The organism is Nocardia sp. JCM 38205, from assembly GCF_058222935.1.
In genome coordinates, this window is the sequence record NZ_JBYHFL010000012.1 from 37,853 (window position 1) to 59,758 (window position 21,906).

Here is a 21,906-nt window from a genome sequence, read left to right on the forward strand (position 1 = left end):
CCGAAGCTGCCGCGTCAACCGGATTATGCCAGGGCGATGACGTCGGCGAGGGCCGCGGCGGCGTCGAGCAGGGCGCGGGAACGTGCTGTGATGCTCGCCTCGCGGGCGTCGAGCGCGGCGGCGATGGCGTCGTTGTGATGGGCGCGTGGCAGATTCGGCACCAGCGTTCGCAGGGTGTCGATGCGGTATCCGGCGTTGCGGAGCTGGTGGATGATCCGCGCGTCGCGGACCTGAGCGGGCGAGTAGCGGCGGGCGCCCCGAGCGGTGCTCCGGTCCGCACTGATGAGTCCTTCCGCCTCCCAGTGGCGCAGGGCGGACTTGCGGACGCCGAGCGCATCGGCCAGTTCCGCGACCGACATCGCATCCGACTCCGTGACCTCGGCGATCGGTTCGGCCGAGATCGCCTCGGCGGCGGCGCGGGCCAACCGGAGCTCGGTGCGTTCGCGGGCGAGCCGGGCGTGCGCGTCGTCGAGCAGGGCGAGGGCTTCCGGCAGTGGTGCGCGGTGCACCGCGCGCATGATCCGTTTGGCCTCCACCGGGCCGACACCCGCGGCCAGTGCCCGATACGCGAGCGCCGAGCGGAGGTGTATCTCGTCGTAGGTGCGATACCCCGATTCCGTGCGAGCCGCCGGCGGCAGCACGCCGTGGTGCTCGAGCTTGCGCACCTGCTGAACGGAGTAGCCCGCGCGGCGCGCGACGTCGACTGTTCGCAAGGGCGAGTGCAGGGTTTCCACGATGCGTTCCTTGTCCAACAGCGCAGATGCTCGGCCAGGTCTCCACAAGCACTTTAATGAAACGCTGGAATGCATGAGCATCGACGAGATCATCGACTATGTGGCGGGCCTGGACGGTGTCCTGACATTGCGGCCAGGGCCCGGCGACGGCTCGCCCGAGATCGCCTGGGGTGACCTGTTCTTCTACTACTCACCCAGCGGTGAAGTCCCGGCCACGACCCAGCCGTTCGCCACGATCGTCACCAAGAACTATCCGGGCGACGAGAAATCGGACCTGGACCGGCCGGGGGCGTTCCGGGTCAATATCGCGGTGAGCCGCGAGGCCTTCACCGCCTGGACCGGCGGTTCGCCGCGTGAGATCGACCCCGATACCGACTTCGCCGCCGGCGATACCGTGCTCGCGCACCCCGTCTACGCCGGCGCCGGTTGGGTGGCGGTGGTGAATCCGGGGCCGCGCACCGGCGAGACCGTACGCGAGCTGCTTCGCGACGCCTACGAGCGGGCGCGGGCGCGATATGAGCGCCGCGCGGCGGCGCAGGGCTGAGTGTCGGCGGCGCAGCGGCCGAGTGTCAGCGGCGCAGGCGGCCGGTGCGGGCCAGGGTGCGTTTGGTCGACGGCGACAGGCCGGGGGAGTCGGCGTCCACCTCGGGTGCGGTGGGATCGGCGCGGACGAACAGGGTGATGGTGGTCGCCGCGTCGAAACCGTTGCGCTGCATGAGTTTCGCCGAGGCCTCGTTGCTCGATTCCACATCGGTGACGATGCGGCGGGCACCCCGTGCGAACAGCGCGGTGCAGCACGCGTCGACCAGCCTGCCCGCGATGCCGTGGCCCTGCATATCCGGGGCCACGGCGATCCATTCCAGATAGCCCCAGTCGTCGCGCAGCTCGAATTCCATCGAGCCGAGCACGAAACCGACTACCCGGTCGGAGTCGACCGCCACCCAGCACGCGTTGTCCGGGCTGTCCAGATGCTCGGCCACCGAGGTCAGCGACCAGGAGGTGTAGGGCTTGACCGAGGTGTCGTAGACCTCGTGTCCGAGGTCGAGGACCTGACGGAGGTGGCCGAGGCCCATGGGGACGATCGCGATGGCGGGGTCCATGCGATCAGTTTGCCAGGAGTATGCGCGAGTCAGGCGCCTTTGCGGGTGGAGGTCTTCTTGGCCGCCGTCTTCTTGGCGGGGGCGCGTTTGCTCGCGGTCTTCTTGGCGGTGGTCTTCTTCGCCGGCGCGCGCTTCTTGCCGTCCTCGGTGCGGCGCCCGCTGGCTTCCAGGCTGCGCTGCAACGCGGCGACCAGGTCGACGACCTCGGCGTCCTGGGCGACGGGTTCGGCCTCGGGTTGTTCGGGGACCTTGCCGGTGCCGCTGGCGATGGCCTCGTCGAGCACCCGTTTGAGTTCGATCTGGTATTCGTCGGTGAATTCGCTCGGATCGAAATCCTCCGACATGGAATCGACCAGGGTCTCGGCCATCTTGATTTCCTGCGGACGCGGTTTGGTCGCGTTCTCCAGCGATTCGAACGACACCGAACGCACCTCGTCGGGCCACAGCAGCGTCTGCAGGACGAGCATGCCGTCACGGACCCGCAGCGCGGCCAGCCGGGTTTTCTGGCGCAAGGTGAAGTGCACGAGGGCGGTGCGTTCGATGCGCTCCAAGGTCGCCGCGAGCAGCACGTAGGCCTTGGGGGTGTTCGAATCGGGTTCGAGGTAGTAGGTCTTGTCGAACAGGATCGGGTCGATCTGATCGCTCGGCACGAATTGCAGGACCGGGATCTCGTGTTTCTCGGCCACCGGAAGCTTGGCGAAATCCTCGTCGGTCAGGATCACCTTGTCGCCCTCTGGCGATTCATAGGCCTTGTCGATATCGGCGTACTGCACCGATTTCCCGCACACCGTGCAGACCCGGTCGTATTTGATCCGTCCGCCGTCTTTGGCGTGGACCTGATGAAAGCGGATGTCGTGGTCCTCGGTGGCGGTATACACCTTCACCGGGACGTTCACCAGCCCGAACGCGATCGAGCCTTTCCAGATTGACCGCATCACCCCATCATGGACGAATCTCGGCGACCTCGCTCGTCAAACGGTAACCGGAGTGTCGCTGCCGCGATTCGGGTCCGCAGCCGCGCCGGTAGCCGCGCGAACAGCGTGCCCATGGCCGCGGCGGTCCCGGTCACGTCGGTGCGGCCCGACAGGTACGCGCGTTGCCATTCCTCGGGCAGGTCGAAAAAGGTGTCGAAGAAAACCGGAAGATCGGCCGGTGGGAGCCGCAGCAGTGCCCGCAATCCCGCCTCGCGTAAACCGTGGACCACGCGCGCTGCCGGCGGCGCGGGCGAACCGCCCGCGACCACGGCGTCGGCCGCGGTCAGTGCCGCGGCCACGCTGTAACCGGTGGCCTGATGAATGAACCCGCCCGCGGCACCGAAGCGGAAACGGCCCGGCCTGGCACCGGTGACGGGAAACCGCACCCGCTCGACGCGCTCGCCGCCGTCGAGGCGAATGCCGCGGGCACGCAGACGCCGATGCAACCGGGCCGCCAGCTCGGTCTGGCCGAGGGCCGGGCGCCCGGCGAGGCAGGTTTCCTCCATCAGCATCGCGCCCGCGCCCAGCGGTACCGCGTAGAGGAAGGATCGGGGCGCCTCGGCCGGTGCGCCGTTGTCCGGACGCCAGTCCATGAACAGGGGCTCGACACCGGCGGCCCGCTCGGCCGCGACGACCACACCGAAGGCGGTCTGCTCGGCTCGCGACGAGGCCCGTGCCAGCCCGCGCGCATCGATGACCCGCTCGGCTCGCAGCACTGTTCCCGAGGCCAGCGTCACGGTGTGAGCGGTGAGTCGCACCGCACGATCGGCGAGCACGCGGGAGCCGGTGATATCGAGTGCCGACCGCAGCCGCTCGGAGTCGAGCACCACGTATCGGCGCTCGATGCGGTGCTCGCGTGCGCCCCAGGCCACGGGCCGATCGACGGTCGCCGCGATCACCCCGGGATCGAGCCATTCGGGGAGTTCGTCCGCCCACGCGGCGTAGGTAGCCGTCCAGTGCCGCCGGGGTGCGGGATCCACCACCGCGACCGAGAGTCCGTGCGCCAGACAACGATGGGCGAGCGCCCGTCCTGCCGGGCCGAGTCCGCAGACGACGACGTCCGTTCGTGCCGTCATGCCACCCGATGGCCCAGTAGTCGCCGCGCTGCCCACGCCTGCAGCCTATTGAGCCGCCGGGAGCGCGACGCCGGTCAGGGTTCGAGGACGACCTTCCCTGTGGTCTCGCGATTCTCCAGCGCGCGGTGCGCGGTGGCCGCCTCCGCCAGCGGGAAGCGGGTCACCGCGGGCTTCCAGCTTCCCGCGGCGGCCTCGGCCATCGCGCGCTTTTCCAGCACCCGGATATCGCCGCCGACCCGTTCGAGCATCGGCGGGCCGACCACCGTCTCGGAGCGGATACCGCGCCGCTCGGCCTCCGCGTCACCGATCCGCGCCGGCTCGCCGCTGGACCACCCGTAGATCACGTGGTCTCCGCCGGGGCCGAGCAGGTCGAGCGCGGCGGGGGTGATCGAGCCACCGACCGAATCGAACAGCACCGTCGCCTGCCGCCCGCCGAGACGATCTCGCACCCGATCGGGCCAGTCCGCCTGCCGGTAGTCGAGCGCGATATCGGCGCCGTTGGCGCGCACGAGCTCGGTTTTCGCCGGCCCACCGGCCAGCCCGATCACCGTCGCGCCCGCGTTCTTCGCGTACTGCACCAGCAAGGTGCCGATGCCGCCCGCCGCTGCCGTCACGATCGCGACATCGTCCGGGCCGAGATCGGTGAATTGCAGAATGCCCATGGTGGTGCGCCCGGTACCGATGATCGCCACCGCGGCCGCGGCGTCGAGATTCGCCGGAATATCGTGGAGCCGGGCGACATCGGTCACCGCGAGCTCGGCGTAGCCGCCCGGTACCGCGCCCAGATGCGCGACCACCGGCTTGCCGAGCCACGCCGGATCGACGTCGGCGCCGACGCGATCGACGGTGCCCGCCACCTCCCGGCCGGGGATCGTCGGCAGGTCGGGAATCGGGTACGGGCCGGGCTCGCCGCGGCGCAGCGCGGTGTCGACGAGATGGACTCCGGCGGCTGCCACCGCGACGCGGACCTGGCCGGGCCCGGTACCGGATCGGGGACGGTGTCGTAGCGCAGATTCTCGGCCGGACCGAAAGCGTGCAGGCGGATGGCATACATGGCGGCTCCTGATGATCGGGGTCGGAACCCAGCTTGCAACCTGAAGTGTTGTTCAGGTCAATCCGATGCGTGGCCGGCCCGGGCCGCTGCGCGTGCGGCGAAGCCGTCGCAGAGCGCGTCCAGACCGAGTTGGAGCAGGTCGACTTGGGCGAAGCGGCCGTCGTCGGCGCCCTCGAGCTCGGCCAGCGCGGGCGGCACCGGATGCAGCGGACGGCCTGCCAGCAGCGCGCGCAAACCGTTCTCGTCATCGGAGTCGAGGCCCTTGCTGGTCAGCAGCGCCGAGCTGATATGCGGCAGGGTCGCGCCCGAGATGTAGTTCCAGACCGCGAAAGCCATCTGGGTCGCCTCGTGGGTGCTGACGTTCAATTCGCGGAAGCCCTCGACCAGCCACGCCAGGCACCCCATGCTGCTCGGGCCGAAGCTGTAGCGCGGCACCGCGAAGGTCAGCAGCACCCACGGATGCTGCTGGTAGAGATTCCAATCGATCTCGGCGGCGATCCGGACGCGGTCACGCCAGGTCAAGTCGCGTTCGGCGGTCGACGGATACGGGTAGCGGCCGGCGACCTCGTCGGTCATCGCCGCGATCAGCTCGTCCTTGTTGGTGACGTGCCGATACAGCGACATGGCGCCGACGCCGAGACGATCGGCGATCCGGCGCATCGACAGCGCCTCGAGCCCGTCGCTGTCGGCGAGTTCGATCGCCGCGTCGACGATGGCCGCTTTTGTGAGCTTCGGCTCGGTCATCCCATGACTGCCTTTCGATGTCCGGCCAGGATGCGTACACTGTACCCGGACTTCATGCGTACGTCGTACGCGTCAGCGAGAGGAATCGGTGGATGACGAACGTGGAGGCGGTGCGGCCCGCCCCGGATTCGAGCGTGGCCCCGCGGCGGGCCTGGCTCGGCCTCGGGGTGCTGGTATTGCCGGTGCTGCTGGTGTCGATGGACGTCTCGGTGCTGTTCCTCGCGCTGCCCACGCTGACCGTCGACCTGGACCCCTCGGCCTCTGAACAACTCTGGATTCTCGACATCTACGGCTTCCTGATCGCGGGCCTGCTCATCACCATGGGCAATCTCGGCGACCGGATCGGGCGCAGGCGCATCCTGCTGGCCGGCGCGACCGTCTTCGGTATCGCCTCGGCCGTGGCGGCCTTCGCCCCGAGCGCGGGTGTGCTCATCGCCGCGCGGGCGCTCATGGGCATCGGTGGTGCCACGTTGCTGCCGTCGAGCTTGTCACTGATTTCGACGCTGTTCGCCGACGCCAAACAGCGCGCCACCGCGATCGGGGTGTGGACGGCGTTCTTCGCCGGCGGCTCGGCGGTGGGCCCGATCATCGGCGGGGTGCTGCTGCACCACTTCTGGTGGGGTTCGGTGTTCCTGATCAACGTGCCGGTGCTGCTGATCCTGCTCGCGCTCGCGCCGGTGCTGCTGCCCGAACATCGCGCCAACTCGCTCGGCCCGCTGGATCTGCCGAGTGTGGCCTTGTCCATCGGCGGCATCCTGCCGCTGGTGTACGCGGTCAAGCATGCCGCCGAACACGGTCCCGACGCCGAGGCCGCGGTGATCGGGTTGATCGGCGCGATCGTGCTGACGTTGTTCGTACGCAGGCAGCGCCACCTCGACGAGCCCTTGCTGGATCTGGCGCTGTTCGGTCGCGGCCAGTTCTCGGTGGCGATCGGCTCCAGCCTGGCCGGGATGATGTCGCTGGCCGCGATGAGCTATCTGGCCAGCATCTACTTGCAGTCGGTCACCGGCAGGGACCCGCTGGTCGCGGCGCTGCTGGGGATTCCGATGGCGATCGCGGTGTTCATCTTCTCGATGACGGGCGCGACGGTGGGGCACCGCTTCGGGGTGCGGATCACCTTCGCCATGGCGTTGTTCGCCGCGGCGATCGGCAATCTGATGTTGCTCGGCGTCGGCGTGGACGGCGGATTGGCCTGGTATATCGCTGGATCCGCGATCGCGGGTATCGGCTACGGCATCACCTTCACGCTGGTGTCGGAGGTGGCCGTGTCGTCGGTGCCGCCCGAGCGCGCGGGATCGGCCGTGGGGATCTCGGAGACCAGCTTCGAACTCGGCAACGCGTTGGGTCTGGCCTTGCTCGGCTCACTGGCGGCGGTGGTGTTCCGCTCGGGCGGGAGCTTCGAGTCGACGCTGGGAGAGACGCTCGCGCGCGACGGCGACCGGCCTGCGATCGTCGAGGCCGCGCGGGAATCGTTCGTGAACGGGATGCATGCCGCGACGACGGTCGGCGCCCTCATCCTGGTGGCGATGGCGATCATCGTCCTGGTGGCGACACCGAAAGGTCGCTGACGGTATCGACGATCCAGCCCCCGACCGGAGCCGGGATCAGGCAGCCGGGGCACCACTGTCGATGAGTGGTTGCTCCGGCTCGGTGAATCCGACTGTCGGGCAGGGGCTGGATGTCGCTTTCCGGCGTTGTCGCCCGGATCAGGAGGTGACGACCCCGCGCGGCGCGGGCTGGGCCTCGACCGGCTGACCGTGCGGCGGGGCCGCGAGCGCGTCGACGGCACCGATGGCGGCGCCGGCAGCGGCACCGATCGCGGCAGCGGGCACCGCGATCACCGCGGCGCCGATGGCGGCGCCGAGCATCGGGCCCGCGACGAGCCCGGCGGGCAGGAACGGCACTCCGGCGACCAGACCGGCGACCGCGCCGACCACGGCAGAGGTGGCCGCCAGCGGAGTGCTCGCGCTCGCCCCGGCCACCGCGCCGACCGCGGCCGCGCCGATGGTCTGGCTCGCGACCCGATCCGAGCGGCTGCGTTCTATGCCGACGGAGTCGAGGAAGGTCGCCAGGCCGGCCTCGGCGTTGGCTGCGCCGTCGTTGACCTGCGCGGCCTGCTGGGGGTCGAGCCAGGCCGGCGACTCGATGGCGACGTCACCGAAACGCAGTTGGCCCGGCGGCGGTGCGATGGGCGCGACCGGCTGCACCTGGGTGGGGGCGTGCAGATCGCCGAGGGGCGCGAGGTAGGACTTGTCGGGGACCGGGCGCGACCAGGTGAGCGTGGTGTGCGCGCCGGGCTCGGCCGCCGACTGCCGTGCGGTGCCCGGAGCCGCCGTCAGCGCCTCCGGGGCCGTGGCGGGCGCGTCGGAGGCCTGCTGCGGTGCGTTCGGCTCGGCGATCGGTGCCGCCGCGGTACCGCCGAGTGGTGCCGTGCTCGGTGCGTGACCGCTCATCGTCGTCGGCTGAGCCGGCGACGTGGTGGCCGTGGCGGTGCCCGTGCCGACGAGCGCCATGACGAGTGGAACCGCGCCCGCCACAACGATCGACCCGACCTTCTGCCGCTGCGGGTGGATCATCCTGTGCTTGGCTGTGGCCATGATTGCCTTTCATCCGGAGTGAGTCCGATGTCTGTTCGACATTCGGACTCGGCGCACACCCGGATGGGTGGTTTCACGGGCCGATCGGGGCCACCGCGATTGCCCGAAGTTAGCCGGTAGCGCGAGTCCTATCGGATTCGGCGGGCGCGTTCTCCGGCTTTCCGTCGGCGGCCACCTCGGTTGTCGGTCCCGCACCGCTGGTGGCGGCCTTCCAGCTGTTCGCCGAGGGGTCGCCGAGCGCCGACATCACCACCTCGGCCTCGCCCTCGTCCTCGCCGTTCATCGCCTCCAGCGCCAACCGGGCGAACACCCACTGCTCGGTGGCCGCCATCTGACCGCGGGTGCGGCCGAGGAAGGTGACGAACCACTGGATGACGGTGATGATCCGGCTGCGGTAACCGACCAGGTAGTACAGGTGCAGTGCCAGCCATGCCAGCCAGGCGATGAACCCGCCGAACTCCAGCTTGCCGACCTGGCAGACGGCGCTGAACCGCGACACCGTCGCCATGCTGCCCTTGTTGAAGTACTTGAACGGCTTGCGCTCTTCGGGGGTGTGACCCTTCAGGCCCGCCTTGATCTGCTTGGCGGCGTAGGTGGAGCCCTGGATCGCGCCCTGCGCCTGGCCGGGCACGTTCGGCACCGACATCAGATCGCCGACGACGAAGACGTTCGGATGGCCCTTGATGGTGAGGTCCGGCTCGACGATGACGCGCCCGGCGCGGTCCACCTCGGTGCCGTCGGAGCGGTCGGCGAGCATCTTGCCCAGCGGGCTGGCCTGCACACCGGCCGACCACACCTTGCATGCGGATTCGATGCGGCGGATGGTGCCGTCGGGATCCTTCACCGTGACGCCGTGCGCGTCCACATCGGTGACCATGGCGTTGAGCTGGATCTCCACGCCCATCTTCTCCAGCCGCCGCTGCGCCTTACCACCCAGCTTGGGGCCCATCGGGCCGAGCACCGCGCCCGCGCCTTCGACCAGCACCACGCGCGCATCGCGCGGATCGATGTTGTGGAAGGTGCCTTCCAGGGTGCGGTCGGCCAATTCGGCGATCTGCCCGGCCAGTTCGACACCGGTCGGGCCCGCGCCGACCACGACGAAGGTCAGCAGGCGATCGCGCTCTTCCTGTGTGTTCGCCAGTTCGGCCTGCTCGAAGGCGCCGAGGATGCGCCCGCGTAGCTCGAGGGCGTCGTCGATGGTCTTCATGCCGGGGGCGAAGGTGGAGAAATGGTCGTTGCCGAAATACGACTGCTGGGCACCGGTGGCCACGATCAGGCTGTCGAAGGAGGTGACGGTGTCCTGGTTGAGCAGCCGGGAGGTGACCGTCTTGGCCTTCAGGTCGATATCGATGACCTCACCCATCAGGACCTGGGCGTTCTTCTGCTTGCGCAGCACCAGCCTGGTGGCGGGCGCGATCTCGCCGACCGACAGGATGCCGGTGGCGACCTGGTAGAGCAGGGGCTGGAACAGGTGGGTCGAGGTCTTGGAGATCAGGGTGACGTCGACATCGGCATTCTTGAGGTGCTTGGTCCCGAACAAGCCGCCGAAGCCGGAACCGATCACCACCACCTGGTGACGACGGTTCTCCACGGTTTCAGTGCTCATCGTCGCTGCTCCTCGACAGACTGGGGGTCGACCCCGCCGAACGTTTCTGACATGGCACACGGTAGTCGGCGGCCCCGGCATCGTCACGGTGAGATCCCCGTCGGCGGGGCGTGTCGGTGCGATCGCGCACCGTTGTTCACTGTACGAAGTGAGGCCGGATTCCGGCGAAGCCGCCGGAGAACACCCGAAAGCGAATACCATGGAGGTTCCTCGCCCAGGGAGGTCTGCCATGGTCACCGTCGACCGTGCCGCCGTCGAAAAAGCCCGCGTGCGTATCGAATCCGAGAATTCGGCATTGATCGAGATCCCACGCGCGCATCCGATCGATCGGGCATTGAGCCTGATCCCGGCCCGGCGCCGAGTACTCGCCAACCCACCCTCCGGCAGCACCGCGACCGCCGTCGACGGCGACGCCGGGCTGCCGTACCTCGGCCGCGCGCTGCACTACATGCGCTGGGGTCCGGCCGAGATGATGGATCGTTACCGCCGCTACGGACCGGTCACGCTCAACAGTTCGCTCGGGATGGAGCGGGTGCTGGCCGCCGGTCCGGAAGCCATCGATGAGGTGCTCGGCCGGCGTCGCCGCGATTTCGGCCAGGGCTGGGACTATTTCATCGGCCCGTTCTTCCGGCGCGGATTGCTGCTGCTGGAATTCGACGAGCACATGTTCCATCGCCGGATCATGCAGCAGGCCTTCACCAGAGAACGGCTGGAGGCGCATCTGGCCGCGCTGACGCCGGTGGTCCGCGAGGTGGTCGACCGCTGGGTGCCGCCCGGCCGCGGCGCCAGTCGCACGGTCAAACTGTTTCCCACCATCAAGGAACTGACTCTCGATATCGCCGGCGAGACGTTCATGGCCGCCGACGTCGGCCCGCAGCGGCGCCGGCTCACCGAGGCATTCGTCGACTGCACGCACGCGGGCCTGGCCATCGTGCGCCATCCCATGCCGGGCGGCCGCTGGCGGGCCGGGCTGCGCGGGCGCAAGGTGCTCGAGGAGTACTTCACGGCGATGTTGCCGCAGAAGCGGCGCAGCGAGGAGGCCGATTTCTTCTCCGGCCTGTGCCATGCCCGCGATGCCGACGGCTCGGTATTCAGCGACGCCGACGTGGTCAATCACATGATCTTCCTGATCATGGCCGCCCACGACACCACCACGACCACCGCCACCGCGGTGGCCTACTACCTCGGCAAACATCCCGATTGGCAGCAGCGGGTGCGGGAGGAGGTCAGGGCGGCCGATCGTGCCGGCGCCCCGCCGACCATCGCCGAACTCGAGCGCATGCGCGATCTGGATCTGGTGGTGAAGGAAAGCCTGCGGTTGATGCCGCCGGTGCCGGGGCTGGTGCGGCGCGCGGTGCGCGATACCGAGATCTGCGGGCACTACATTCCCGCCGGCACCCCGGTCGATCTGGCCTACCAGGTGAATCACCTGCTGCCGGAACTGTGGACCAGCCCGGAGGTCTTCGATCCGGAGCGTTTCAGCGAAGCGCGGCGCGAGGACAAATCGCATCGGCTGGCCTGGATGCCGTTCGGTGCTGGCTCGCACAAGTGCATCGGCATGCACTTCGGCACGTTCGAGGTGAAGACGGTGATCGCGGCACTGGTGCGCGACTACGAGTGGTCCATCCCCGAGCCGTACCGCATGCCGTGGGGTTTCACCACGATTCCGTTCCCCCGCGACGACGCGCCGATGCGGTTGCGGCGCATCAACTGACCGGTCCGGCTCCGAGTGACCGCACCCGGAGCCGGATCATGGCTCAGCGTCCGGCCAGCAGCATCTCGGCGATCTTGGTGTCGGTGTCGGCACCGTCGGTGTAGCCGCCCTGATCGCCCATCGACGTCATGATCGACAAGGTGTAGCGCTCACCCGGGCCGGCGAAGCCGACGGAGTTGACCACCCAGCCGCCCTGCTCGGCCGACCAGCCGTTCTTCAGGCCCGGCCGCATCGCGGCACCGGCGCCCCACACACCCCAGTGCTGGTTCATGTCGACCTTGCGCATGCGGTCGATCAGGTAGTTGCGGTCGTCGGGGTGCATCCGGTCCAGCACATGCGACATCAGCCGGTCCAGATCGGCGGCGGTGCACTTCTGGAACGACCAGTCGGGGAACAGCGCGGTGCTGGTGGGCTGCGGAACCAGGCCGGTCATGCCGTTGGCGCGGAAAGCGTTGTTGTAGGCCATCCGGTCCAGGCCCGCGTACTTGTTCCACAGCACGTCGGTGGCCTGATCGTTGGAGGTGGCCAGCATCGACTCCATCAGCGAGCGGTCCTCGGGGGAGAGCCCGATGGCGCCGACGCGCGCGCGGTTGAGCAGGTCGGCGGCGATGGCGAGCTTGATGGTGGAAGCGGTCCACACCGAATCCTCGGCGTGCTCGTTGGCGTACACGCCGCCGCTCACCCGGTCGCGCAGCACATAGCCGGTGACGCCGGGCCGGTTCTTCAGGTAGGCGTTCACACTGGCGATCCGGTTGCTCATATCGCAGTCGAAACCGGGCAGGCACGCTTGGCTGTGGGCCAGCGGCGCGGCAGCGGCGGTCGGCAGGATGGCGGGCACACCGGGAAGCGCGATGGCGGCGGCGGCAAGGACACAGGCGGATGCGGCGACGCGGGGTTTGGCCCCGGTAGCGGCCATGGGGAAACGCACGAGGGACCACATTGGCATATCCGTGCGCTCGACGCACGTCTTGAGCTCAGCGGCCACCTGTGCTACGGCAGCGGTGGTCTTGTGTGGCAAGAACTTTCGCGCGGATCAGCGGTGCTGCACCTGCCGCGCCGCGGTGGCGCCCTCGTTGAGGCGATGGCAGTGCTCGAAGGCCTCGGCGTGCTGATCGCGCGGCCACGAGTGTAGAACGACGGTGCGCCCGTAGCAGCGCGAATTGACGAGCTCCCAGCGGTCGCCGATGCGGCGGACAGTGAAGCCGCCTCTCGGTACCAGGGGAATCACCATCGCATCCATGAAACGCGAACCAGCCTTTCGGTGCAGTCTCCCGTTCCTCCCCGGGGAAGGACTGTGGCACAGCCCCCGCCGGATGCCGGGACGACACGGCCGAATATCGATCGGGTGTGTGGCCTATGTCACGTGGGGTGCGATGGGCCGCTGCGGTTGCGCGTCGGTCGCTGGGCGTATAACGAGAGCACGAAGCGCCGAGGTGCTCGACCCGGGGCCGGTGAGGATGGCCGGGTGTGCCGAGGCGGACCGCATCGGAGGAAAGGGCGCGCATGCCGCTGCACATCCATCGCGGCGAACGCGCCGACGCGCTGGCCGACGGCTTGGCCGCGCTGCTGGCGCAGCCGCTGCCCGATCCATTCGCCACCGAAGTGGTCGCGGTGCCGGCCAAGGGGGTGGAACGGTGGCTGACGCAGCGGCTTTCGGGTGTGCTCGGAGTTTCCGCGGCGGCCTCCGGCGACGGCATCGCGGCCAATATCGAATTTCCCTCTCCCGCCGCGCTGGTGGCCGAGGCGCTGGCCGCCGCGGGCGGGGTGGCGCCCGCCGATGATCCGTGGGCGCACGACCGCGTGGTGTGGACGTTGCTGCGGGTGATCGATACGTCGGTGACCGAGCCCTGGTGTGCGGTGCTGGCCCGCCACCTCGGTCTGCGCGACGGCGAATCCAGCCATCGGGCCGGGCGCCGCTACGCCACCGCCGCGCACCTGGCGGCCCTGTTCGACAGTTACGGCGCGCAACGTCCGCAGCTCATCAACGACTGGGCGGCCGGTGCCGACACCGACGGGGCGGGATCGCAGGTGCCGGAGGATCTGCGCTGGCAGCCGCAGCTGTGGCGCTGCCTGCGCGCCGAGATCGGCACGCCGAGCCCGGCCGAGCGGCTCGCGCCCGCCTGCGCGGTGCTGCGCGCCGAACCCGGCATCGTGGCGCTGCCGGAGCGGGTGTCGCTGTTCGGTCCCACCCGGTTGCCCGCCGATCAGCTCGCGGTGCTCGCGGCGCTGGCCGAGGGCCGCGAGGTGCACCTGTGGCTGACGCATCCGAGCCCGGCGATGTGGGACACGCTCGGCGGCATCGCCCCGGCACTCACCAGGGCCGAGGACCGGACCGCGGCCGCCGTGCACCACCCATTGCTCACGGGACTGGCTCGCGATGTGCGCGAATTGCAGCAGCGGTTGCCTGCCGCGGCCACCGACCGGCATGAGGGCGGTGGGGCGCCGGCGACCGACCGGCCGGGCCTGCTGCACGCGTTGCAGGACGGGATCCGCGCCGACCGCTGGCCCGTGACTCCCGCCGTCGCCGATGGCACCGTCGAGGTGCACGCCTGTCACGGCCCGGCCCGGCAGGTCGAGGTGCTGCGCGATTGCCTGCTCGCCATGTTCGCCGCCGATCCCACCCTCGAGCCGCGCGATGTGCTGATCATGTGCCCGGAGGTGGAGGCGTACGCTCCGCTGGTGCGGGCGGCATTCGGGCAGAAGATTGCGGGATCGGTTGAGCCGGTGGGGGATTCGGGTCGCCCCGGACATCCGGCGCATCGGTTGCGGGTGCGGTTGGCCGATCGTGGACGGGCGGTCACCAATCCGCTGCTCGGGGTGATCTCGGTGCTGCTCGAACTGGCCGACGGGCGCGTCACCGTCACCCAGGTGCTGGATCTGGCCGCCTCCGAAACCGTGCGCCGCCGTTGCGGTTTCGATGACGACGATATCGAGCGGCTGCGCGAATGGGCCGCCGAGACCGGCGCGCGCTGGGGCATCGGGCAGCGGCAGCGCCAGAGCTTCGGGCTGGCCGGTTTCCAGCAGAACACCCTCAACAGCGCGGTCGACCGGATCCTGCTCGGCGTCACCGCAGGCGAGAGCTCCGAGGACTGGCTCGACCTCGCGTTGCCGCTGGACGATGTGGACAGCAACGACGTCGACCTCGCGGGCCGCTTCGCCGAATTCGTCGACCGGCTCGCCGTCGCGCTCCGCGATCTGCGCGGCCCCCGACCGGCCGACGACTGGGCCGCCTCGCTGGCCCGCTCCCTGGATCTGCTGACCGACGTCCCCGAGTCCCAGGCCTGGATCCGCACCGAGGCCCGCCGCGAACTCGCCGCCGCGCTCGCCTTCGCCGGTGCGGTGCCGCTGCGGCTGGCCGACGTCGAGGTGCTGTTGGCCGGACGCCTGGCGGCGCGCCCGACCCGGGCCAACTTCCGCACCGGCGAACTGACGGTGTGCACGATGGTGCCGATGCGGTCGGTGCCGCACCGGGTGGTGGTGCTGCTCGGCCTCGACGACGATGTGTTCCCGCGTGCGGGCGGCGTGGACGGTGACGATGTACTCGCCCGCAACCCACTGCTCGGCGAGCGTGATCACCGCGCCGAGGACCGTCAACTGCTGCTGGACGCGATCATGGCCGCCGGTGAGCGGCTGGTGCTGCTGCACACCGGGTCCGATCCGGTCTCCGGTACGCATCGGCCACCGGCCATTCCGGTGGCCGAACTCCTTGACGTGTTGCGCGCGCACGTCGGGCCCGCGGGCATGGCGGAGGTGGTGACCCGCCATCCCCTGCAGTCGTTCGACCGCCGCAATTTCCATGCCGAGCGCCCGTTCAGCTTCGATACCGTGGCGTTGGCCGGTGCCAGGGCGGCGGGTGGAAAGCCGCGGCCGCGTCCGCCGTTTCTGCCCGAGCCGCTGCCGCCGGCCGAGCCGGTGGATATCGGGTTGGCCGAATTGCTGTCGTTCGCCGAACATCCGGTGCGCGCGTTCCTGTGGCAGCGCCTGGGTCTGCGGGTGCCCGACCAGGAAGACGACATCGCCGACCGGCTGCCCATCGAGCTGGACGGCCTGGCGAAATGGGATCTCGGCGAACGGATGCTGGCCGCTCGGCTCACCGGCGCCGATCCGGCCGGGCTGCGGGCTGCGGAATGGCGGCGCGGCACGCTGCCGCCGTTCGGTCTCGGCGGCGCCGTGCTGGACGAGGTGGAACACACCGTCGACACCCTGGTGCGGATCGCGCAACCGGAGTACGAGCGGCCCGCGCGGGCGGTCGACATCGCGCTCGATCTCGGCGGTGGACGCCGGTTGACCGGGACGGTGCCCGAAGTACGCGGTGACACCCTGGTGCGCACCACCTACTCCCGGCTCGCGCCCAAGCACCGGATCACGGCGTGGGTGTCGCTGCTGGCGCTGGCCGCTGGCGAGGACCGGCCCTGGCGGGCGGTGACCATCGGCCGGGGCCAATTCCGCCGTCCCGCATGGCGTTCGGAGTTGACCGCGCCGTCGGCTCCGGAAGCGCTGACCATCCTGCGCGAGCTGGTCGCCCTGCGTGATGCCGGCCTCACCGAGCCGTTGCCGATCGCCACCGCGGCCACCGCCGCCTACGCCGAGCGCCGGTTCCGCGGCGGCACGGTGGAGGAGGCGCTGGCTGCCGCCGAACGCGAATTCCTCGGCGGGCCCAACGGTCCCGGCCCCTACGGTGAGCACACCGACCGTCATCTGCGCTACATCTGGGGCTCGGCGCCGCGCCTGGAGGACCTCACGGCGGCGCCCGCTCCGCCTGGCGAACCGAGTGAGAGCACCCGCTTCGGTGCGTTGTCGCGCCGGCTGTGGGCGCCGCTGCTGCGTGCCGAGGAACAGGGGCAGCCATGACCATTCACACCCCGCCCGCTGCCGCGCCGTCGCTGGACACCGCCTTCGATCCGGTCGGCCCGCTACCCACCGGCACCACCGTGCTCGAGGCCAGCGCGGGGACCGGTAAGACCTACGCGATCGTCGGGCTCGCGGTCCGCTATGTCGCCGAGGCCGGGATCGATATCTCGCAGCTGCTGCTGGTGACCTTCAGCCGCGCCGCCACTCAGGAACTGCGCGAACGCACCAGGAATCGCTTCGTCGGGGTCGCGGCGGCCCTGGCCGACCCGGTGGCCGCGCGCGCGAGCGGGGACGAGCTGGTCGAGTACCTCGCCGCCGCCGACGAGGACGAGGTCTGGCGCCGCCGGGCCCGGCTGCTGGCGGCACTGTCGGATTTCGACGCCGGCGCCATCGCGACCACGCACAGCTTCTGTCAGCGCATGCTCGACGAGCTGGGCCTGGCGGGTGAACACGATATGCGCTCGCGGCTGGTCGAGAACGTCGACGAGCTGGCCGAGACCGTCGCCGACGATCTGTACCTGCACCGCTACGCACGCACCGCACCGCCGTTCACCATCAAAGAGGCGCATACGCTTGCCCTGGCCGCGGTCCGGGACCGGCACGCCCGGCTGGCCCCCGACACCGACGACCTGGCCGGGGAGCGCGTCGCATTCGCCCTGGCGGTGCGCGCCGAGACCGAGCGCCGCAAACGTCTCGCGGGACTGCGTGATTTCGACGACCTGCTGGTGCTGTTACACGAGGTGCTGACCGATCCCGAGCACGGCCGTCGCGCGTGCCTGCGGATCCGGGACCGGTTCCGGGTGGCCCTGGTCGACGAATTCCAGGACACCGACCCGTTGCAGTGGGACATCCTGCGCCGCGTCTTCCACGGCCACACCACGATGGTGCTGGTCGGCGACCCCAAACAAGCCATCTACGCCTTCCGCGGTGCCGAGGTACTGAGCTACCTCGACGCCGTCGGCCATGCCGAGACCCGCAGAGAACTGACGGTGAACTGGCGCAGTGATGCCGGTCTGCTCGCCGCCGTCGACCAGGTGATGGGCGGCGCGGCACTCGGCCACCACGCCATCACCGTCTATCCGGTGGCTCCGACCCGGCCGTGGTCGCGGCTGTCCGGGCCCCACCAGGACCCCACGCCCTTCCGGTTGCGGGTGCTGCCGCGCACCGGCGCCGGACCGCTGAACAAGACCGGATTCCCGACCGTTGGCCGGATGCGAGCCAAGGTCGCCACCGATCTGGCGGCCGATATCGTGCGGTTGCTGGAATCGGGGACGACGATCGACGCGGCCGGCGGGCACGCGGAGCCGCGGCCGATCGACCCGGGAGATATCGCGGTGCTGGTGCGCACCCGCTCCCAGATCGACGTCGTGCGCGAGGCCTTGGACCGGGTGGGTGTCGCCTCGGTGCTGGCGGGCGGTACCAGCGTCTTCGCGACCGAGAGCGCCACCGACTGGTTGTGGGTGATGCGTGCCCTCGAACAACCGCATCGCAGTGACAGGGTACGACTTGCGGCCTGCACGCCGTTGCTCGGCATCACCGCCGCCGAGATCGACAGTGGGGGAGCGGATCTGGTCGGGCGGGTCAGCGCGCAGTTGCGCGAAGCCGCCCGGTTGTTCACCCGAGCCGGGTTCGCGGCGGTCTTCGAGAAGCTGTCCGCGGAGTCCGAGCTGGCGCCGCGCCTGCTCGGCATCGAGAACGGCGAACGCAGGCTCACCGATCTGCGCCATATCGCCCAGCTGCTCGATCAGCTCGCCGTCTCCGAGGGCTACGGCCTGACCGCGCTGACCCGCTGGCTGGCCGACCGGGTACGCGATCCCGCTTCCGGTGCCGTCACCGATCGCAGCCGGCGGCTCGATCGGGACGCGGCCGCGGTGCAGATCGCCACCGTGCACGCCAGCAAGGGGCTCGAATTCCCGGTCGTCTATCTGCCGTTCGCCTGGGACAGCGCGCGGAATCCCAAGGCCGCGACGCTGCTGTTCCACGATGACGAGGTCCGCGTCCTCGATGTGGGCGGCCCCGACGCACCCGGCTACGCCGAGCGCAAACGCCGCGCCGAGGCCGAGGAATCGGGTGAGGAACTGCGGCTGCTCTACGTGGCGCTGACCCGCGCCATGTGTCAGGTGGTGGCGTGGTGGGCGCCCGCGTTCACCACCGACAACGCGCCGTTGCACCGGATGCTGCTCGGCCGTTCCGGCGGAGCCGAACAGGTCGCGCCGCGGGTGCCGGTTCCGTCGGATACCGCTGTCGCGGAAAGGCTTACGGCGTGGGCCGCCGCTGCCGGACCGGCGGTGGCGGTGGAGATCGTCGACGGTGAGCAGCAGGTGCAGCCGCGGCGAGTGCAGGTCGAGACGATGACCGGCGAACTCGCCGCCGCCGTCTTCGACCGCACGCTCGACCAGCAATGGCGGCGCACCTCCTACTCGGCGCTGACCGCCGCCGCGCACGCCGTCGCCCCGGACAGCGAACCCGAGGACGGCCGCGGACCCGACGACGAGCCCACCGGCGTGCCGGTGCTCGCCGCCGAACCCGAAGCGGGTGCGCCGTCGCTGATGAACGAGCTGCCCTACGGCGCCGAGTTCGGCACCCTGGTGCACGCGGTGCTGGAGCGGATCGACACCGATGCCGCCGATCTGGCGGCCGAGGTCGCGACGCGTTGCCGGGAGAGCATCGAGGAGATGATGGCCGCCGCCGATCCGGGCCTGCTGGCCACCGCGCTGCTGGCGGTGCTGCGCACGCCGACCCCCTTCGGCGCCCTCGCCGATATCGCGACCCGGGACCGGTTGTGCGAGCTGGAATTCGAGCTGCCGCTGGCCGGCGGTGACGAGGCCGGCGAGCACGCCGCGACCCTGCGTGCGATCGCCGCACTGCTACGGGCACATCTGCCCGCCGCCGACGTCTTCGCCACCTACGCCGATCACCTCGAGGCCCTCGACGACAACCCGTTGCGCGGCTACCTGACCGGCAGCATCGACGCGGTGCTGCGCATCGCGGACGGCCGTTTCGTCATCGTCGACTACAAGACCAACCGGCTCGGCACCGGCGAGCTCACCGTCGAGCACTACACCAGGGATCGGATGGCCGCGGAGATGATGCGTTCGCACTATCCGCTGCAGGCCCTGCTGTATTCGGTGGCGTTGCACCGCTATCTGCGGTGGCGGCTGCCCGGATATGAGCCGGCGCGCCATCTCGGCGGTGCGGCGTACCTGTTCGTGCGCGGCATGATCGGACCGGAGACCCCGCCCGGGCGCGGAGTGTTCGATTGGACTCCGCCGCCGGCATTGATCACCGAGCTCTCGGATCTGCTGGCAGGCGGTGCGCGGTGAGTGCGCGAGCATTCGGTGCTGCCCGAACCGGGTATGCCGCAGGGCCGATGCGGGAGGTGCCGCAGTGACCTCGATCCAGATCGCGCAGCGCGGCACCGGGCTGCTGCGGGCGTTCAACGAAGCCGGGGTGCTCTCGGCCGCCGATGTGCACGTCGCCGTGCGGTTGGGCCGGCTCGGGCGCGAGGAGTCCGAATCGGCGTTGTTCGCGGCGGCTTTGGCGGTGCGGGCAGTGCGCTCGGGTTCGGTGTGCCTCGAGCTGGCCCGGATGCGCGAGATCGGCATCGACGCCGACGAAACCTGGGACACCACCGTCGATCCGGCCTCCCTGCCGTGGCCGGAATTCGACGACGTGCTCGCGGCTTTGCGGGTCAGCCCCCTCGTGATCGGTGGCGCGGCCGGGCCGCTGCGCCCGCTGCGGCTGGTCGAGGATCGCCGTGCGGGCGGGCCGCTGCTCTACCTGGATCGCTACTACCAGCAGGAACAGACCATCCGTCGGGTGCTGACCGAACGCTCGGACCGGCATCCGGTGGTCGACCCGGCCGTGGTGCGTCGCGAACTCGACCGGCTGTTCGCCACTCCCGCAACGGAATCGGGGTCCACAGCGCCGGACCGGCAGCGGTTGGCCGCCGCGCTCGCCGCGACTCACTGGACCACCGTCGTCGCGGGCGGGCCGGGCACCGGCAAGACCCACACCATCGCCCGCATCATCGCCTTGCTCGACGCCCATCAGCGTGCGAACCCGAAGGCGCCGGCCCTGCGGGTCGCGCTCGCCGCCCCCACCGGGAAGGCGGCCGCACGGTTGCAGGAAGCGGTGCGTGATCAGGCCGCCGACCTCGGACTACCGGAGCTGAGCGCCTCCACCCTGCACCGGCTGCTCGGCTGGCAGCGCGGTCGCGGCACCCGCTTCCGGTATCACGAATTCAATCGGCTGCCCTATGACGTCATCGTGGTCGACGAGACCTCGATGGTGTCGCTGACCATGATGAGCAGGCTGATGGCGGCGCTGCGCCCGGACACCCGGCTGGTGCTGGTGGGCGACCCGGATCAGCTCGCCTCGGTCGACGCGGGCGCGGTGCTCGCCGACCTGGTGGCAGGCCCGGTGGTCGGCGCCCCGAATCCGGTGCTCGACCAGATCATCGGCCGGGCGGCCGAGCCATCGGCGGATCCGGAGGCGTTGACCGAGCTGGAGCAGGCCCGGTTGCGCGGCGGCATCGTCCGGCTCACCCGCGGGCGGCGGTTCGGCGGCCGGATCGCCGATCTGGCGGTGGCGGTGCGGGCCGGTGACTCCGAGACCGCCTTGGGATTGCTGCGCGAAGGCGGCGATGCGCTGTCGTTGTGCGAACCGGAGGACGTGGCCGCCGTCCGCGCCGACGTGATCACCGCCGCCCGTCGGGTCACCGAGGCCGCCCTGGCCGGTGACGCCGCCGCCGCGCTCACGGCGCTGGAATCACATCGGCTGCTGTGCGCCCACCGCCAGGGCCCGTTCGGCGTCGAACGCTGGGACCGAATGGCCGGCGAATGGGCCGCCGCCGCGGGGGCAGGCCCCGAATCCGGGCAGAACACCTGGTATCCGGGACAACCGCTGCTGGTCACCGCCAACGATCACGAGGCCCGCATCTACAACGGCGATACCGGCGTCGTCATCCGCCAACCCGACGGGTCGTTGCGAGTCGCCCTGCAACGCGGCAGCGAACCCTACCTCGTGCATCCCACCCAATTTCCCTCCGTGGTCACCGTTTTCGCCATGACCATCCACCGCAGCCAGGGCAGCCAGTACGACGCCGTCACCATCGTCCTGCCCGAACCCGAATCCACCCTGCTCACCCGCGAGCTGCTCTACACCGCCATCACCCGCGCCCGCGGCCACGTCCGCATCATCGGCACCGATGCCGCCATCCGCGCCGCGACCGCGCGTCGGGTGCTGCGGGCCAGCGGGTTGAGCCACCGAGTGGAGTGAACGCCGGCCGGGCCCGGCTCGACGCGTGCCATCCCCGTATCAGCGCACGGCGATGCCCGAGCAGGCGTTGTCATCCGCGCTCTCGGTTTCGGATCTTCGCAATTCATGTGACGCACGTCACTTTTCTGGATGTCACGTTCGGCGGCCCACCTTACGTCTCGGGTGCATCGACCGAT

Annotated in this window: 16 protein-coding genes; 6 read left to right on the top strand and 10 right to left on the bottom strand. The window is 70.2% G+C overall.

Annotated elements, in window-relative coordinates:
- Positions 1–23 precede the first annotated feature (23 nt).
- Positions 24–734 carry a MerR family transcriptional regulator gene (locus tag AC4HOU_RS28060; RefSeq protein ID WP_280498718.1) on the bottom strand — a complete coding sequence of 237 codons (711 nt, stop codon included), beginning with the start codon at positions 732–734 and terminating at the stop codon, positions 24–26.
- Positions 735–807: 73 nt separating this feature from the next.
- Here AC4HOU_RS28060 and AC4HOU_RS28065 point away from each other — a divergent pair, with 73 nt between their 5' ends.
- On the top strand, positions 808–1,278 hold the full coding sequence (locus AC4HOU_RS28065) for a DUF6194 family protein (protein ID WP_163812766.1): 471 nt from the start codon (positions 808–810) through the stop codon (positions 1,276–1,278).
- A gap of 25 nt (positions 1,279–1,303) precedes the next feature.
- Here the strand turns inward: AC4HOU_RS28065 and AC4HOU_RS28070 are convergent, their stop codons facing one another.
- The 5 genes from AC4HOU_RS28070 to AC4HOU_RS28090 all read right to left on the bottom strand — a co-directional run bounded on the left by AC4HOU_RS28070 (position 1,304) and on the right by AC4HOU_RS28090 (position 5,682).
- Entirely contained in the window at positions 1,304–1,834 is a 531-nt protein-coding gene (locus AC4HOU_RS28070; protein WP_194990552.1) for a GNAT family N-acetyltransferase, read from the bottom strand.
- A 29-nt stretch (positions 1,835–1,863) separates the two neighbouring features.
- Positions 1,864–2,769 (bottom strand): non-homologous end joining protein Ku, encoded by a 906-nt coding sequence (gene ku / locus AC4HOU_RS28075; protein ID WP_194990553.1) that lies wholly within the window; start codon positions 2,767–2,769, stop codon positions 1,864–1,866.
- A complete protein-coding gene (locus tag AC4HOU_RS28080) occupies positions 2,769–3,884 on the bottom strand; it encodes a lycopene cyclase family protein (RefSeq protein ID WP_194990554.1) in 1,116 nt (371 codons plus the stop codon). Before AC4HOU_RS28080 ends, ku begins: the two co-directional genes overlap by 1 nt.
- A 74-nt stretch (positions 3,885–3,958) precedes the next feature.
- Complete coding sequence (locus AC4HOU_RS28085; RefSeq protein ID WP_490725584.1) at positions 3,959–4,840, bottom strand: zinc-binding dehydrogenase; 882 nt, start codon at positions 4,838–4,840, stop codon at positions 3,959–3,961.
- A gap of 155 nt (positions 4,841–4,995) precedes the next feature.
- Positions 4,996–5,682 carry a TetR/AcrR family transcriptional regulator gene (locus tag AC4HOU_RS28090; RefSeq protein WP_194990556.1) on the bottom strand — a complete coding sequence of 229 codons (687 nt, stop codon included), beginning with the start codon at positions 5,680–5,682 and terminating at the stop codon, positions 4,996–4,998.
- Positions 5,683–5,774: 92 nt separating this feature from the next.
- Here AC4HOU_RS28090 and AC4HOU_RS28095 point away from each other — a divergent pair, with 92 nt between their 5' ends.
- Positions 5,775–7,250 carry an MFS transporter gene (locus AC4HOU_RS28095; protein WP_163812779.1) on the top strand — a complete coding sequence of 492 codons (1,476 nt, stop codon included), beginning with the start codon at positions 5,775–5,777 and terminating at the stop codon, positions 7,248–7,250.
- Between the two features lie 138 nt (positions 7,251–7,388).
- Here the strand turns inward: AC4HOU_RS28095 and AC4HOU_RS28100 are convergent, their stop codons facing one another.
- Both AC4HOU_RS28100 and AC4HOU_RS28105 read right to left on the bottom strand, forming a co-directional pair.
- On the bottom strand, positions 7,389–8,279 hold the full coding sequence (locus tag AC4HOU_RS28100; RefSeq protein WP_228806431.1) for a hypothetical protein: 891 nt from the start codon (positions 8,277–8,279) through the stop codon (positions 7,389–7,391).
- Positions 8,280–8,388: 109 nt separating this feature from the next.
- Positions 8,389–9,885, bottom strand: coding sequence for an NAD(P)/FAD-dependent oxidoreductase (locus AC4HOU_RS28105; RefSeq protein WP_163812781.1), 1,497 nt, complete (start codon positions 9,883–9,885; stop codon positions 8,389–8,391).
- A 229-nt stretch (positions 9,886–10,114) separates the two neighbouring features.
- Here AC4HOU_RS28105 and AC4HOU_RS28110 point away from each other — a divergent pair, with 229 nt between their 5' ends.
- Complete coding sequence (locus AC4HOU_RS28110; RefSeq protein WP_163812783.1) at positions 10,115–11,599, top strand: cytochrome P450; 1,485 nt, start codon at positions 10,115–10,117, stop codon at positions 11,597–11,599.
- Positions 11,600–11,642: 43 nt separating this feature from the next.
- Here the strand turns inward: AC4HOU_RS28110 and AC4HOU_RS28115 are convergent, their stop codons facing one another.
- Positions 11,643–12,515: a serine hydrolase gene (locus tag AC4HOU_RS28115; protein ID WP_228816217.1), complete on the bottom strand. Its 873-nt coding sequence runs from the start codon at positions 12,513–12,515 to the stop codon at positions 11,643–11,645.
- A 117-nt stretch (positions 12,516–12,632) separates the two neighbouring features.
- The gene (locus AC4HOU_RS28120; RefSeq protein ID WP_228798118.1) at positions 12,633–12,830 is read right to left on the bottom strand and encodes a hypothetical protein; all 198 of its coding nucleotides are present in this window, start codon (positions 12,828–12,830) and stop codon (positions 12,633–12,635) included.
- A 272-nt stretch (positions 12,831–13,102) separates the two neighbouring features.
- Here AC4HOU_RS28120 and recC point away from each other — a divergent pair, with 272 nt between their 5' ends.
- From recC to recD, 3 genes are all read left to right on the top strand, one after another.
- Entirely contained in the window at positions 13,103–16,450 is a 3,348-nt protein-coding gene (gene recC, locus AC4HOU_RS28125; protein ID WP_194991813.1) for an exodeoxyribonuclease V subunit gamma, read from the top strand.
- On the top strand, positions 16,447–19,773 hold the full coding sequence (locus tag AC4HOU_RS28130) for a UvrD-helicase domain-containing protein (RefSeq protein WP_195021654.1): 3,327 nt from the start codon (positions 16,447–16,449) through the stop codon (positions 19,771–19,773). Before recC ends, AC4HOU_RS28130 begins: the two co-directional genes overlap by 4 nt.
- Positions 19,774–19,837: 64 nt before the next feature.
- Positions 19,838–21,730, top strand: a complete 1,893-nt coding sequence (recD, locus tag AC4HOU_RS28135; protein ID WP_195007385.1) for an exodeoxyribonuclease V subunit alpha — start codon at positions 19,838–19,840, stop codon at positions 21,728–21,730.
- Positions 21,731–21,906: the final 176 nt, after the last annotated feature.

Bases quoted from the DNA above. Each gene is read 5' to 3' on its own strand.
- AC4HOU_RS28065 (WP_163812766.1), top strand. From the start codon at position 808: ATGAGCATCGACGAGATCATCGACTATGTGGCGGGCCTGGACGGTGTC.
- AC4HOU_RS28070 (WP_194990552.1), bottom strand. From the start codon at position 1,834: ATGGACCCCGCCATCGCGATCGTCCCCATGGGCCTCGGCCACCTCCGT.
- ku (WP_194990553.1), bottom strand. From the start codon at position 2,769: ATGCGGTCAATCTGGAAAGGCTCGATCGCGTTCGGGCTGGTGAACGTC.
- AC4HOU_RS28080 (WP_194990554.1), bottom strand. From the start codon at position 3,884: ATGACGGCACGAACGGACGTCGTCGTCTGCGGACTCGGCCCGGCAGGA.
- AC4HOU_RS28090 (WP_194990556.1), bottom strand. From the start codon at position 5,682: ATGACCGAGCCGAAGCTCACAAAAGCGGCCATCGTCGACGCGGCGATC.
- AC4HOU_RS28095 (WP_163812779.1), top strand. From the start codon at position 5,775: ATGACGAACGTGGAGGCGGTGCGGCCCGCCCCGGATTCGAGCGTGGCC.
- AC4HOU_RS28100 (WP_228806431.1), bottom strand. From the start codon at position 8,279: ATGGCCACAGCCAAGCACAGGATGATCCACCCGCAGCGGCAGAAGGTC.
- AC4HOU_RS28105 (WP_163812781.1), bottom strand. From the start codon at position 9,885: ATGAGCACTGAAACCGTGGAGAACCGTCGTCACCAGGTGGTGGTGATC.
- AC4HOU_RS28110 (WP_163812783.1), top strand. From the start codon at position 10,115: ATGGTCACCGTCGACCGTGCCGCCGTCGAAAAAGCCCGCGTGCGTATC.
- AC4HOU_RS28115 (WP_228816217.1), bottom strand. From the start codon at position 12,515: ATGGCCGCTACCGGGGCCAAACCCCGCGTCGCCGCATCCGCCTGTGTC.
- AC4HOU_RS28120 (WP_228798118.1), bottom strand. From the start codon at position 12,830: ATGGTGATTCCCCTGGTACCGAGAGGCGGCTTCACTGTCCGCCGCATC.
- recC (WP_194991813.1), top strand. From the start codon at position 13,103: ATGCCGCTGCACATCCATCGCGGCGAACGCGCCGACGCGCTGGCCGAC.
- AC4HOU_RS28130 (WP_195021654.1), top strand. From the start codon at position 16,447: ATGACCATTCACACCCCGCCCGCTGCCGCGCCGTCGCTGGACACCGCC.